The sequence below is a fragment of the Acetobacter fallax genome, from assembly GCF_011516735.1.
Lineage (GTDB): Bacteria > Pseudomonadota > Alphaproteobacteria > Acetobacterales > Acetobacteraceae > Acetobacter > Acetobacter fallax.
Genome location: NZ_WOSX01000018.1, coordinates 12,351 through 25,398, shown reverse-complemented (window position 1 = coordinate 25,398; position 13,048 = coordinate 12,351). Strand labels below are relative to the sequence as shown.

General features: G+C 56.5%; 11 protein-coding genes. 9 read left to right on the top strand and 2 right to left on the bottom strand.

The features are described 5' to 3' along the window. Positions 1 to 447 precede the first annotated feature (447 nt). Positions 448 to 2,028: an alkyl hydroperoxide reductase subunit F gene (gene ahpF, locus GOB85_RS10305; protein WP_173578170.1), complete on the bottom strand. Its 1,581-nt coding sequence runs from the start codon at positions 2,026 to 2,028 to the stop codon at positions 448 to 450. A gap of 71 nt (positions 2,029 to 2,099) precedes the next feature. Further along, complete coding sequence (gene ahpC, locus GOB85_RS10300) at positions 2,100 to 2,663, bottom strand: alkyl hydroperoxide reductase subunit C (RefSeq protein ID WP_173578171.1); 564 nt, start codon at positions 2,661 to 2,663, stop codon at positions 2,100 to 2,102. 144 nt (positions 2,664 to 2,807) lie between these two features. Between ahpC and GOB85_RS10295 the strand changes: the two genes are divergently transcribed. The 9 genes from GOB85_RS10295 to nuoI all read left to right on the top strand — a co-directional run bounded on the left by GOB85_RS10295 (position 2,808) and on the right by nuoI (position 13,045). Continuing rightward, on the top strand, positions 2,808 to 3,767 hold the full coding sequence (locus tag GOB85_RS10295; RefSeq protein ID WP_173578172.1) for a hydrogen peroxide-inducible genes activator: 960 nt from the start codon (positions 2,808 to 2,810) through the stop codon (positions 3,765 to 3,767). A gap of 367 nt (positions 3,768 to 4,134) precedes the next feature. After that, positions 4,135 to 4,560: an NADH-quinone oxidoreductase subunit A gene (locus GOB85_RS10290; RefSeq protein WP_173578173.1), complete on the top strand. Its 426-nt coding sequence runs from the start codon at positions 4,135 to 4,137 to the stop codon at positions 4,558 to 4,560. Further along, entirely contained in the window at positions 4,557 to 5,201 is a 645-nt protein-coding gene (locus GOB85_RS10285) for an NADH-quinone oxidoreductase subunit B (protein WP_194298797.1), read from the top strand. Before GOB85_RS10290 ends, GOB85_RS10285 begins: the two co-directional genes overlap by 4 nt. A 4-nt stretch (positions 5,202 to 5,205) precedes the next feature. After that, positions 5,206 to 7,002 (top strand): NADH-quinone oxidoreductase subunit C/D, encoded by a 1,797-nt coding sequence (gene nuoC / locus GOB85_RS10280; protein WP_173578174.1) that lies wholly within the window; start codon positions 5,206 to 5,208, stop codon positions 7,000 to 7,002. Then, entirely contained in the window at positions 6,989 to 7,483 is a 495-nt protein-coding gene (nuoE, locus tag GOB85_RS10275; protein WP_173578175.1) for an NADH-quinone oxidoreductase subunit NuoE, read from the top strand. Before nuoC ends, nuoE begins: the two co-directional genes overlap by 14 nt. Next, positions 7,480 to 8,814, top strand: a complete 1,335-nt coding sequence (nuoF, locus tag GOB85_RS10270; RefSeq protein ID WP_173578176.1) for an NADH-quinone oxidoreductase subunit NuoF — start codon at positions 7,480 to 7,482, stop codon at positions 8,812 to 8,814. The genes nuoE and nuoF overlap by 4 nt, the downstream gene beginning before the upstream one ends. Beyond that, the gene (gene nuoG, locus GOB85_RS10265; RefSeq protein ID WP_173578177.1) at positions 8,795 to 11,554 is read left to right on the top strand and encodes an NADH-quinone oxidoreductase subunit NuoG; all 2,760 of its coding nucleotides are present in this window, start codon (positions 8,795 to 8,797) and stop codon (positions 11,552 to 11,554) included. Before nuoF ends, nuoG begins: the two co-directional genes overlap by 20 nt. Next, positions 11,551 to 12,507 carry an NADH-quinone oxidoreductase subunit NuoH gene (gene nuoH, locus GOB85_RS10260; protein ID WP_173578178.1) on the top strand — a complete coding sequence of 319 codons (957 nt, stop codon included), beginning with the start codon at positions 11,551 to 11,553 and terminating at the stop codon, positions 12,505 to 12,507. The genes nuoG and nuoH overlap by 4 nt, the downstream gene beginning before the upstream one ends. A gap of 25 nt (positions 12,508 to 12,532) precedes the next feature. Further along, positions 12,533 to 13,045: an NADH-quinone oxidoreductase subunit NuoI gene (gene nuoI / locus GOB85_RS10255; protein ID WP_173578179.1), complete on the top strand. Its 513-nt coding sequence runs from the start codon at positions 12,533 to 12,535 to the stop codon at positions 13,043 to 13,045. The last annotated feature ends 3 nt before the right edge of the window (positions 13,046 to 13,048 follow it).

The window sequence follows — 13,048 nt, the reverse complement described above, 5'->3', positions numbered from 1 at the left end:
GCGAGGACGGTTGTCGCGCGCCGGAGGCGAACGATCGGATGAGGCAAAACCGTATCCCTTCCCTGTGGCCGCGTGAACAGTATCCGGCTGACGCAGATTATCGCCTTAAACCATTCGGGCAGTTCTCAAAACTCTTTCGTTACAATGGTCTGCTCAGGCATTCGGTTTCCTCTGGGTGACGCCGTTTTTTGTTCATGCTCCCCGTCCCTCTTCTGTGCCGTGAAGATTGAGAGGAGGTTTGGTCATGAAAGAACCGGCCCCTTATGCAGGCAGGCCTGTCCGTCAGCACAGTGAGATAAGGGAGCCGTCACGACGAACACCGCTTAGAGGCTTTTGAAACAACCTCTTACGATTTTCAGAGCTGCTTTAGCTGATCCATGCCCCGTTGCGCCAGTTTTCTGCCGGAACGGGGTGTTTCAGAATGGGGCAAGGCTCAGTTCCCGGAATTTATGCCGCGACCCGTTTTTCGTCAGATACCGGCATCCGGATGAGGTAATCAAAAGCGGAGAGAGAGGCTTTTGCGCCATCACCTGTGGCGATCACGATCTGCTTGAACGGTGTTGTCGTGGCGTCTCCGGCGGCGAAAACACCTGGCACAGATGTGGCGCCGTGGCTGTCCACAACGATCTCACCAAAATCGTTGAGTTTCATGGTGCCGCGGAGCCAGTCCGTGTTGGGGAGCAGACCGATCTGCACGAAGACGCCATCAACATTGATATGATGATCGGCACCATCGCCACCACGATAAGTCAGGCCGGTGACTTTGGTGCCATTGCCTTCAATGTCCGTTGTCAGTGCCTCGGTCAGAACGGTGACGTTTTTCAGGCTGTATAATTTGTCCTGCAGCACTTTGTCAGCCTTCAGCTTTGAGCCGCGCTGAAGCAGGGTGACATGTGAGACGATCCCCGCGAGGTCGATTGTGGCTTCGACACCGCTATTACCGCCACCAGCGACGGCCACGGGCTTACCTTTATAGAAGGGACCATCGCAATGCGGACAATAAGCGACACCTTTGTTGCGATATTCTTCCTCGCCGGGGACGCCAAGATGCCGCCAGTGCGCGCCGGTTGCGATGATGACGGTGCGGGCGTGCAGAATGGCGCCGCTTTCCAGGGCGACACCATGCAGGCCACCAGGCTGTGCAGCCGGGAACAGTTCTTTCGCACGCTGGGAGGAAATGACGTCAATGTCGTACTGGCGCACATGGGCTTCCAGCGCAGCGGAGAGTTTCGGGCCGGTCGTCTCTATTACAGAGATAAAGTTTTCGATACCTTCGGTGTCCATGACCTGGCCGCCAAAACGATCGGCGATGAGGCCGGTGCGCAGACCTTTTCGGGCAGCGTAGATTGCGGCTGACGCGCCAGCCGGCCCACTGCCAATGATCAGCATATCGAACGGCGCGATGTCTTTCAGCTTTTCGGCGGCGCGTTTCGGGGCGTCTGCGTCAAGCTTCGCCAGGATCTGTTCCGCGTCCATACGGCCGGAACCGAACGGTTCACCGTTCAGATAGACCTGGGGGACCGACATGATGTTCTTTGCCGCGACTTCGTCCTGAAACAATGCGCCGTCGATCGTGGTGTTGTGGATATTGGGATTCAGCACACTCATCGCGTTGAGCGCCTGTACGACATCCGGGCAGTTCTGACAGGACAGCGAGACGTATGTTTCGAAATTATAGTGTCCAGGCAGGGCTTTGATCTGCGCGATGAGATCATCCGACAGTTTCGGCGGATGGCCACCGACCTGGAGCAGCGCCAGAATGAGAGAGGTAAACTCGTGGCCCATCGGGATGGCTGCGAAGGTAATGCCGGTTTTCGCGTCTCCACGCCGGATGACGAAGGATGGGCGTCGCGCGTCGGTTCCCTGTTCGGAGACGCTGACCTTATCCGAAAGAGCGGCGATCTCATGCAGAAGCTCGTGCATCTCGCGCGATTTCGGGCTGTCACCAAGCGATGCCTCAAGCACGACGGGGTGTGCGAGGTTCGCGAGATAGCCTTTGAGTTGCGTTTTGATGGTGTCTTGCAGCATTGCGGAGAACTCCGGTTTTCGGCAGATACGGGACTGGAGAGTCCGGCCCCGAAGGACCGGACTGCGCCTGGTCAGATCTTGCCGACGAGGTCCAGCGACGGGGTCAGGGTCTCGGCGCCTTCTTTCCACTTTGCCGGGCAGACTTCGCCGGGGTGGGACGCGACGTACTGAGCGGCCTGGATTTTATCGATCAGTTCGGCAGCGCTGCGACCAACTCCACCGGCTGTGATCTCGATGTACTGGATCTTCCCTTCCGGGTCGATCAGGAAGGTGCCCCGGTTTGCAAGACCGGCTTCTTCGATGAGCACACCGAAATTACGTGAGATGTGGCCGGTCGGGTCACCCAGCATGACATATTGGATCTTGCCGATAGCCGGCGAGGTGTCGTGCCAGGCTTTGTGTGTAAAATGCTTGTCGGTCGAGACCGAATAGATTTCCACACCCAGCTTCTGGAACGTCGCGTAATTATCGGCGAGGTCTTCGAGTTCCGTCGGGCAGACGAACGTGAAATCGGCCGGATAGAAGAAGAAAACCGCCCATTTGCCTTTCACGTCTGTGTCAGACACCTTGATGAACTTGCCATCATGGAAGGCATCGGTCTCGAAAGGCTTCAGCTCGGAATTAATCGTCGTCATAAGACGTATCCCCTTTTGTCGTTTGTCTTTTGGTGACGGAGACCTTCTCCCACAGGCGCAAACCCTGTGGAAACAGTTTCTGTCGATGGCTGTTATAGGTAAAACCTTTTTATAAGTGAACCTGAATCGGGCTTATCTATATCCATGAGCTATGTTCCCCTCTCCGGTCTGTCGCTCCGGGACATCGAATACGTCGTGGCGGTCGATGATCTGCGTAATTTCTCACGGGCGGCTGAGCGATGCGGCGTTAGTCAGGCCGGGCTGTCCGAACAGGTACGCAAGCTGGAAGCGTTGCTGGGTGTCGTTCTTTTCGAGCGCACACGGCGGCATGTGGTCCCGACGCCTGATGGCACCCGACTGATTGCGATGGGTCGGGACGTTATCGCGGCGGCACGTGCCATGATTGAAGCGGCACATATACGCTCGGGTCCGCTTGAGGGAGTGTTGCGCATCGGGGTGATCGCGACTCTTGGACCTTATTATGTTCCGAGTCTGCTGCCATTGCTGAGGCGTGCGTATCCGGAGCTGAAGTTACAGCTGACTGACAGTCTCACTGCTCCGATGCTGCGCATGTTGCAACAGGACGATCTCGATCTCATTTTTGCTGCTCTGCCGGTTGCGGGCGATATGTTCCGTTTCGTACCGATTTTTCAGGAACCATTTCTGGCTGCGCTACCGGTCAGTCATCCTCTTGCCAAAGAGAAAGCGCTGCTGATGCATGATCTGGAAGGCCCGGATCTTTTGCTTCTTGAGGAAGGTCATTGTCTCCGTGACCAGGCGCTTGCTCTCTGCGGCATACCTCCGCAGCGCGACCAGCAACGCCTAGCGACGAGCCTTGAGATGCTCTGGCACATGATCGGCGCCGGTGAAGGATATTCGCTCATCCCTCGTCTTGCGCTCAGAAACCGTGGGGAGTGGGACGACCTGATTTCTGTGGTCCCGGTCGCGGATGCGGGGCGCACGATTGGTCTCGTGTGGCGCACGTCCGATCCCCGTGGCCCGGCTTTTACGGAGTTTGCGCTGTTTCTTCGCGATCATGTTCCGGAGGGATGCCGTGCTGTTCAGACGTGGAGCGAGAGTGATGATGGCGAACGGGCGGGTTAACTGATCTGTGCGCGGCGGTTATTGCCGTTACCGGCTTTACTGGCGAACCGGACACCCCGGACACGAACTTCGCAAATATCCATTCATAAACGCACGGTTCCCTGCTCCGCATCATTCGTCTCCCTGTACAAATGAAGATCAAAGAAAAAGAGGCCTCGGGGCATATTTGTTCCGGAACTTCCTTTTCCGGAGAACGTATCGCCTGAAGGGACTACCACTGCTTTCCGAAAACGGTGCATGCACGGGACAGAATCTGTATCGTACGTCTTCCGAAAATCGGACAGGTTTCTGCCGGCACTATAGATATCATTACATAAAATATCTTCGTTAAGACAAATAAAAACACAAACAAACGGAAGAACCTGAGATGATGGATTTCTCCGATATTCGATCTTTGTTTGTCTACGCGGCCGTGGTGGCAGTCCTTCTTGCGTGCATGATGGGTCTTTCCGCCGTGACCGGAACCCGCCGAAACGGAGCTGCGATGGGCCGCTCCATGTCGATGCCATTTGAATCCGGTATTATTCCGACTGGTTCGGGACATCTGCGGCTGCCAGTTCAGTATTATCTTGTCGCCATGTTTTTCGTGATTTTTGATGTCGAAGCCGCCTTTCTGTTTTCCTGGGCAACGGTCGTCACGGATACCGGGTGGGTCGGTTATGGCGCGGCTCTCGTATTTATCGTCTTCCTTGCTGTCTCTCTCGCTTATCTCTGGCGAGCAGGCGCTCTCGACTGGGGACCGCGCCCCCGTGTCATCCCGGCGACAGATAGCGGAAAGGGCCATGTATTATGACCTGGTCGCTCTCTTCCGCTACGGATTCACCGGCGGTGCGATCGTCCGGTGAATCACCGAACTTCACCGAAACGGTCCGGCGCAATCTCGTTATGGGACGGCTCCAGGATTTCGTCTCATGGGGACAGAAAAATTCAATCTGGCCACTGAATTTCGGCCTGTCATGCTGCTATGTGGAAATGGCGACAGCTTTTACCAGCAAATTCGACATTGCCCGCTTCGGGTCGGAGGTTTTGCGCGCCACGCCACGTGAAGCGGATCTGATTGTGATCTCGGGCACAGTCTTTGTGAAAATGGCCCCGATTATAAAATATCTTTATGATCAGATGCTGGAACCGCGATGGGTTATTTCCATGGGTTCCTGCGCCAATTCAGGTGGCATGTACGATATTTACAGTGTCGTGCAGGGCGTGGACAGCTTTCTGCCGGTCGATGTTTACGTTCCTGGCTGCCCGCCCCGCCCCGAAGCACTGCTTGAGGGACTGATGCTGTTGCAGCAGTCGATTGGCTCGCAGAGACGCCCGCTGAGCTGGATGGTCGGATCGCAGGGAGTGGAGTTGATCACACCACCGGGTCAGCGCGATGCGAAACGGGAAGTGCGCCAGAGCGCGCGCGATCTTCGTTCGCCGGACGGGATCTGATGTCATGAGCGCCGCAGCATCCGCATTGATTGAGCCGATCCGCTCAAGGAGCCTGCTGGACAGAATTTTCGATCTGCACACGGAAGTTTCCGGTCGTTCGTCTTTCGTGCTCGCCAGCCAGTCCACACGGGACGGGGTATCTACCGTCTGGGTCACCTCCGCCGATCTTCGGGTTGTTCTCGCAGCGCTGAAAAATTCCGCTAACGCATCACTTATGCTGTTTGATCTTACAGCAATTGATGAGCGCGGACGCATCCATCGGGAGGATCAGCCGGATGCGTCTTTCACGGTGGTGTATCATCTGATGTCGCTGGGAGCGTGTCTGGATGAAGTGCGGATCAAGGTGGCACTGACGGGCGATAATCCTGTCGTACCGAGCATCACCGATCTGTGGGCTAATGCCAACTGGTATGAGCGGGAGATATGGGATCTGTTTGGCATCCGGTTTGAGGGCCACCCTTTCCTCCGCCGCATTCTCACACCTCCGACATGGACGGACCATCCTCTCCGTAAGGATCACCATGCCCGGGCTACGGAAATGCCACCTTATAGTCTGACCGAAGATCAGGAGATGCGTGAGCAGGAGGCGCTGCGTTTCAATCCTTCACTGTGGGGCATGAAGCGGCACAGCGATCATAGCGATTTCATGTTCCTCAATCTTGGACCCAATCATCCGAGTGTTCACGGGGTCTTCCGGATCGTGCTGCAACTGGAGGGAGAACGCATTGTCGATGCTGTGCCCGATATCGGTTTTCACCATCGTGGCGCGGAAAAGATGGGAGAACGCCAGTCCTGGCATACCTATATTCCTTATACTGACCGCGTGGACTATCTCGGCGGGGTCATGAACAATTTCCCTTATGTGATGGCTGTCGAAACACTGGCCGGAATCACTGTGCCGCCACGGGCGCAGATGATCCGGGTGATGCTGGCAGAGCTGTTCCGTATTGCCAGTCATCTCGTTTTCTACGGGACCATGGCACAGGATGTCGGGCAACTTTCTCCGGTATTCTATATGTTTACCGATCGGGAACGTGTGTTCGGGATTATCGAAGCTATCTGCGGCTTTCGTATGCATCCGGCGTGGTTTCGCATTGGGGGCGTGGCCATGGATCTGCCTGTAGGCTGGAACGGGCTGATACGCGCTTTCATAGACGATCTTCCAAAGCGGCTTGATGAATATGACGGTATGGTCATGCGAAATCCGATCTTTCGTGCGCGGACCAGAGGTGTTGGCGCTTATACAACAGCTGAAGCCGTGGAATGGGGTGTGACGGGACCGGGCCTGCGCGCCTGCGGACTGGAATGGGATTATCGCAGGCAGGCGCCCTATGCCTGCTACGACCAGCTCGAATTTGATATTCCGACCGGTTCTAACGGCGATTGTTATGACCGGATTGCTGTTCATATCGAGGAAATCCGGCAGAGCCTGCGCATCATCCGCCAGTGCATCGACAATATGCCGGAAGGCCCGGTGAAGGCGGACCATCCGCTGACAGCACCGCCGCCGAAAGCCCGGACCATGCACGACATCGAGACGCTTATTCATCACTTTCTCAGTGTAAGCTGGGGGCCGGTCATTCCTCCGGGAGAGGCTCATGCCTGTATTGAAGCCACGAAAGGACTGAACAGCTATTCCCTGATCAGCGATGGCGACACGATGTCTTACCGGACACGCATCCGCACGCCGTCTTTCGCGCATCTGCAGATGATCCCGCTGCTGAGCCGCGGTGTTATGATCGCCGATCTGATCGCGATTATCGGCAGCATTGATTTTGTTATGGCCGATGTCGACCGCTGAACATCCCCTGCCTGACGATCTGCGGGCGGATATTGCCGCACTTGTCCGTGAGGAACTGCATCCGCGTGGCGCCAGTGTCGCGGCTTTGCGTCTGGTGCAGGCCCGGTTCCGCTGGATCAGCACTGCGCATCTCCGTGAGGTCGCAGAGCTTCTCAGGATGTCCGTGGAGGATCTCGACGGGATCGCAACCTATTTCAATCTTCTGTTTCGCAAACCGGTCGGGCAACACGTGATCATGCTTTGCGACAGCGTCTCCTGCTGGATCATGGGCCGTGAACATCTGTGTGCCCATCTCTGCCGGACTCTCGGCATCCGCCCCGGAGAGACTACGGAAGACGGGGCCATCACGCTTCTCCCGATCGTCTGTCTTGGGCACTGCGATCATGCGCCGGCACTGCTGGTCAACGAGACGCTGCACGGGAATGTGGACATAGCGTCCCTCGATCGGCTGACCGACACGCTGAGGGGGACGCTCCGATGAGTTTCCCCGACCGCCCGCTGACTGCCATGATTGATGTCGCGGCGGGGCCGCCGGACTGCATGGCTTATGAGCGGGCCGGCGGATGGGAGGCGGTGCGCAGGGCGCTGAAAAATCTGACGCCTGCTGAGGTCGTTGACACCGTTACACGTTCGAAGCTGCGTGGGCGTGGGGGCGCCGGGTTCGGGACGGGTCAGAAATGGAGTTTCGTGCCAAAAGAGCCAGCCTCCGAACGACGGAAATATCTCATTGCCAATGCTGATGAAATGGAGCCGGGAACCTTCAAGGACCGGCTGCTACTGGAGGGCAACCCGCTTCAGCTTGTGGAAGGTATGATCCTGGCCGCCTATGCCATTCAGGCCGGGCACGGCATTATTTTTCTGCGCGGAGAATATCATCTTGCCTGCAAAAGACTGGATCAGGCCATTGCGGAAGCGCGCCACGAGGGATGGCTCGGAGAGAATATTCTCGGTTCCGGTTTCAGTTTTGATATCCACGTTCACTCCAGTGCGGGGCGTTATATCTGCGGCGAGGAAACGGCACTTCTGACCGCTCTGGAAGGCCGACGCGCCACGCCGCGCAGTAAGCCTCCGTTCCCGCAGACAGGTGGTCTCTGGGGAACACCGAGCGTCGTGAACAATGTTGAGACACTCTGCAACCTTCCTCATATTATTACCAACGGTCCCGAGTGGTTTCTTGCGCTTGGTACCGGAACGGACGGGGGCACCAAGCTTTACGGTGTGAGCGGCCGCGTCTGCCGACCGGGGACCTGGGAGTTACCGATTGGCACATCGTTACGTGAGATCATCGAAGATCATGCTGGCGGCATGTTGCCGGGTTATGGTCTGCGGGCTCTTTTGCCTGGTGGAGCTTCGACTGCGTTTCTGGATGTCACGGCGCTTGATGTCGCGATGGATTATGGCTCGGTGGAAAAAGCCGGAAGCCGTCTGGGAACCGGCATGGCGATTATCCTTGATGACAGGACCTGCCCTGTCGGTATGATTCACAATCTGGAGCACTTCTTTGCCCAGGAATCCTGCGGATGGTGCACGCCCTGCCGTGACGGGCTGCCCTGGGTGGAACGCCTGCTCATGGCCATTGAAGCCGGGACCGGCGAGGAAGAGGATCTCGAACAGCTCGACCGGCACGCGCGGATGCTGGGTACGCCCGGTCGTACTTTCTGTGCGCATGCCCCTGGTGCGATGGCACCTCTCGCCAGTGGCCTGAAACTCTTTCGGGAAGATTTCGCTGAACACATTACCCAGCACGGTTGTCCGCTGCAGCACGCGGCGAGGAGTCTGGAAAGGGGCCGGGATGACCAGCATTCATATTGACGGCAGAACCTGCCCGACCCGCCCGGACATCAACCTGTTGCAGGCCTGTCTGGAAGCCGGTGCCAGTCTCCCCTATTTCTGCTGGCATCCGGAGCTTGGCTCAGTAGGCGCGTGTCGCCAGTGCGCGGTCAGACAATTCAGCGGCGCTGATGATAAAACAGGTCGCATCGTGATGGCCTGCATGACCCCGGTGACGGACGGTACCATTGTGTCGATCGATGATGCTGAGGCCAGGGAATTTCGTGAAGGCGTCATTGAATGGATGATGGTTAATCATCCTCATGACTGTCCGGTCTGCGAAGAGGGTAGTGAATGTCATCTTCAGGATATGACTGTCATGACCGGGCATAACACCCGGCGCTATCGGTTCACGAAACGCACACATCGCAGTCAGGATCTTGGTCCATTTGTAAAGCATGAAATGAATCGCTGTATCGCCTGCTATCGCTGCGTGCGATTTTATCGCGATTATGCGGGTGGCGACGATCTGGCCGCGTTTGCTTCCCATGACAATGTTTATTTCGGTCGTGCTGCTGATGGCACTCTGGAAAACGCTTTTAGTGGCAATCTGGTGGAAATCTGCCCGACGGGAGTTTTCACAGACAAGCCATTCTCGGGCGCTTATAGCCGTAAATGGGATATGCGTGGCGCTCCTTCTGTTTGTGTCCATTGCGCGGTTGGTTGCAACACGATTGTCAATGCCCGTCAGGAGACGGTCCGACGTGTACTCAATCGTTATAATGGCGAGGTCAACCGATATGTCCTTTGCGATCGTGGCCGGTTTGGACATGGTTTTGTCAATGCTGCCTCACGCATTCGGACTCCGCTCCGGCGCATCAACGGACAGCTGGTTCCTGTTTCCACACAGGATGCGATGGCGCAATTTTCCCGCATGGCTGCACGCGGGCCGGTCGTGGGCATTGCGTCTTCCCGTGCGTCGCTGGAATCCTGTTTCAGCCTGCGTGTTCTTGTTGGGGCTGACCGGTTCTCGACCGGACAAAGTCGACAGGAACAGGACTGTGCAGAACTCGGTTTGTCCCTTCTTCGCACTCATCCCGGACTGATTCCAGCTCTGCACGACATGGAAAGCGCGGATGCCGTTCTGGTGCTTGGTGAGGACGTATCTGCCACGGCACCGCGGCTCGGCCTTTCGTTGCGCCAGTCAGTCAGGCAGGCTTCTTTTCGTGCCGCAGACGCCGCGAAGGTGCCACGCTGGATGGATGCGGCTGTCCGTACGCTGGGGTCCGAATGTTCGTCGGCGTTGTTTATCGCTACGCCTGCACCTACTGATCTGGACAGTATTGCGCAGGAGACTTTCCACGCGGCTCCGGACGACATTGCCCGTCTGGGTTTCGCCATTGCACACCGGATAGATCCGGCTGCTCCGGCGGTCTCCGATCTTGTGGAATCACAGGCGGCGCTGGCTGACCGCATTGCTATGGCACTCGTTGCCGCTAAAAAACCACTTGTTGTTTCGGGCATGCAATATGGTTCGCCTGCACTGATGCGCGCTGCTGCCGGTATTGCCGCTGCTCTCGCCACGAAAACGCCCGTAGCGGCCCTGTCTCTGGTTTTCCCGGACTGTAACAGCATGGGTCTTGCCATGGTGGGAGGGCTTTCTCTCGATGCTGTGCTTGAGAAAGCTGAGGCAGGGGAAATTGCAACCCTTGTCATTCTGGAAAATGACCTTAGTCGCCACCTTGATCCGGCTGTACTTGCAAAACTGACAGAGGCCGTTCCTGGCATTGTCATAATCGATCATACCATGACCCCGTTATGTGAAACGGCCTGCCTGGTTCTGCCTGCCGCACCATTCACAGAATGCAGTGGCACGATTGTCAGTCAGGAAGGCAGAGCCCAGCGCTATTTCCCGGTAGTCTTTCCATCTGCGCCGATTCAGTCGGGATGGCGGTGGGTGCAGGCTTTAGGGCAGCATATCATCGTTGAAGATGAAGCCGCGTCAGCTGAGATCCGTGCAACCGGCCTTACGGACTGGAGGCGGATGGATGACGTTACGTTGGCGCTGGCCCGGGACATCCCTGTTCTTGCTGCAGCGGTGGGTGCCGCTCCGGGCGCGGATTATCGTCTTGAAGAACAGAGACCCCGCAACGAGCCTCACCGTGCCAGCGGGCGGACCGTTATCCGTTCCCACATCAGTGTTCGTGACCAACCGCCGCCAGCCAGCCCGGATACTCCCTTCAGCAATTCCATGGAAGGCGCTTACGGACCGGATATGCCTGCGGCACTGGTCCCGTATTTTCGGACGCCGGCGTGGAATTCGGTTCAGTCACTCAGCCGTTTCCAGCAGGAGATTGGGGGAGCCATGCGAGGTGGTGATCCTGGCGTCCGGCTATTTGCTGATCTGTCCTCTGATCAGCAGGACAACAGGCAACCGCTCTATTCTTACAGCCTGGATATTCCGGCAGCTTTCAGACCACAGAGCGACAAAGTGTTGTTGCTTCCCGAAGGCAGACTGTTTGGGAGTGAGGAACTCAGTTTGCACTCACCGCCGGTCGCTGCCCGTTCTGCTGCTCCTGCCCTGGGTCTGCCCGCAGGGGATGTTCCGCCTGGCCGTGTGACGCTTCACCTGAATGGTGGTGTACATGATCTGCCTGTGCAGGAGATTGCCGGTCTGCCGGAAGGTATTGCTCTGTGCCCGCCACACATGGTGTCCCGTGCTTTTGTTTTTCCGTGTCAGGCAAGTCTCTCAACCGCTGATGGCAAGGGGAAGCGGACATGAGACAGCCGCCTTTTCTCGCCATTATCCTCACACCACTCCTGATTCTGGGACTTGCCACACTGCTGACATGGGTTGAGCGGCGTCTTCTGGGATTATGGCAGGACAGGTATGGACCCAACCGCGTGGGTCCGGGTGGAATGCTTCAGGCTGTCGCTGACGGTATCAAAATGCTTTTCAAGCAGGACTGGATACCGCCCTTTGCGGACAAAGGTGTGTTCGTTCTTGCACCAGCCATTGGCATGATGACAGTTTTACTATCCTTTGCTGTCATTCCTGCAACATCCCTTCGTAGCATTGCGGGAAACCTGAATGTCGGCTTACTGTTCATTCTGGCCATGATGGGACTTGGCGTTTACGCGGTTGTTCTCGCAGGCTGGGCATCGAACAGTAAATACGCCCTGCTGGGGGGCATGAGGGCGGCCGCACAGATGATCAGTTATGAGGTGTTCATGGGCCTCTCACTGATGGGTGTCGTGATGATTACCGGTTCTTTCAGCCTGTATGACATTGTGGCAGCTCAATCCGGCTTATGGTTCATTGTACCTCAGTGTCTGGGGTTTATCGTGTTTCTTCTGGCAGGCATCGCGGAAACACACCGGCTACCCTTCGATCTTCCCGAAGGTGAGAATGAACTTGGTGCGGGATTCCACACCGAATACTCTGGCATGAAATTCGGTATGTTTTTTCTCGCCGAGTATGCCGGGATCGTGCTTGTCTCAGCGCTTGTCACGACACTCTATCTCGGCGGCTGGCTGGGGCCGTTTTTACCTGCGGCTGTCTGGTTTGTCCTCAAGACCGGCACTCTGGTCGCTTTCTTTATTTTACTCAGGGCCGCCCTTCCCCGTCCGCGCTACGATCAGCTAATGACGCTCGGCTGGAAAGTCCTGCTACCTCTTTCTCTTCTCAATATCGCCGCCACCGGAACCATCCTGATGCTGCGCGCACCGGAATAGTTCAGCGAATGGAAAGGCAAGTCTCATGCTCGACACGATGCGCACATTGTTCCTCACTTTCCTTCATGCCTTTCGTCATCGGGTCACTATACAATATCCGGAGGAGAAACCTTATCTGCCGCCACGCTATCGCGGCCGGATTATTCTTTCACGTGACCCGGACGGAGAGGAACGTTGTGTCTCATGCAACCTTTGTGCCGTTGCCTGTCCTGTTGACTGTATCAGCCTGCAAAAGGCTGAGGTGGAAGGAAGATGGTATCCGGAATATTTTCGTATAAATTTTTCCCGTTGTATTTTCTGTGGATTTTGCGAAGAAGCCTGTCCGACATATGCCATTCAGCTCACGCCTGATTTCGAAATGGGCGAATATGTGCGGCAGACTCTTGTTTACGAAAAAGAGGATTTACTGATCAGCGGGACCGGAAAATATCCCGACTACAGCTTTTACCGCGTCGCGGGGGTGCGTATTGCCGGTAAAGATTGGGGTGAGTCTGAACATGAGCGACCTCCTGTCGATCTCCGCACTCTGCTGCCATGACGG

Excerpts from the sequence above, each read along its gene's own strand:
- ahpF (WP_173578170.1), bottom strand. The coding sequence starts at position 2,028 with ATGCTGCAAGACACCATCAAAACGCAACTCAAAGGCTATCTCGCGAAC.
- ahpC (WP_173578171.1), bottom strand. The coding sequence starts at position 2,663 with ATGACGACGATTAATTCCGAGCTGAAGCCTTTCGAGACCGATGCCTTC.
- GOB85_RS10295 (WP_173578172.1), top strand. The coding sequence starts at position 2,808 with ATGAGCTATGTTCCCCTCTCCGGTCTGTCGCTCCGGGACATCGAATAC.
- GOB85_RS10290 (WP_173578173.1), top strand. The coding sequence starts at position 4,135 with ATGATGGATTTCTCCGATATTCGATCTTTGTTTGTCTACGCGGCCGTG.
- GOB85_RS10285 (WP_194298797.1), top strand. The coding sequence starts at position 4,557 with ATGACCTGGTCGCTCTCTTCCGCTACGGATTCACCGGCGGTGCGATCG.
- nuoC (WP_173578174.1), top strand. The coding sequence starts at position 5,206 with ATGAGCGCCGCAGCATCCGCATTGATTGAGCCGATCCGCTCAAGGAGC.
- nuoE (WP_173578175.1), top strand. The coding sequence starts at position 6,989 with ATGTCGACCGCTGAACATCCCCTGCCTGACGATCTGCGGGCGGATATT.
- nuoF (WP_173578176.1), top strand. The coding sequence starts at position 7,480 with ATGAGTTTCCCCGACCGCCCGCTGACTGCCATGATTGATGTCGCGGCG.
- nuoG (WP_173578177.1), top strand. The coding sequence starts at position 8,795 with ATGACCAGCATTCATATTGACGGCAGAACCTGCCCGACCCGCCCGGAC.
- nuoH (WP_173578178.1), top strand. The coding sequence starts at position 11,551 with ATGAGACAGCCGCCTTTTCTCGCCATTATCCTCACACCACTCCTGATT.
- nuoI (WP_173578179.1), top strand. The coding sequence starts at position 12,533 with ATGCTCGACACGATGCGCACATTGTTCCTCACTTTCCTTCATGCCTTT.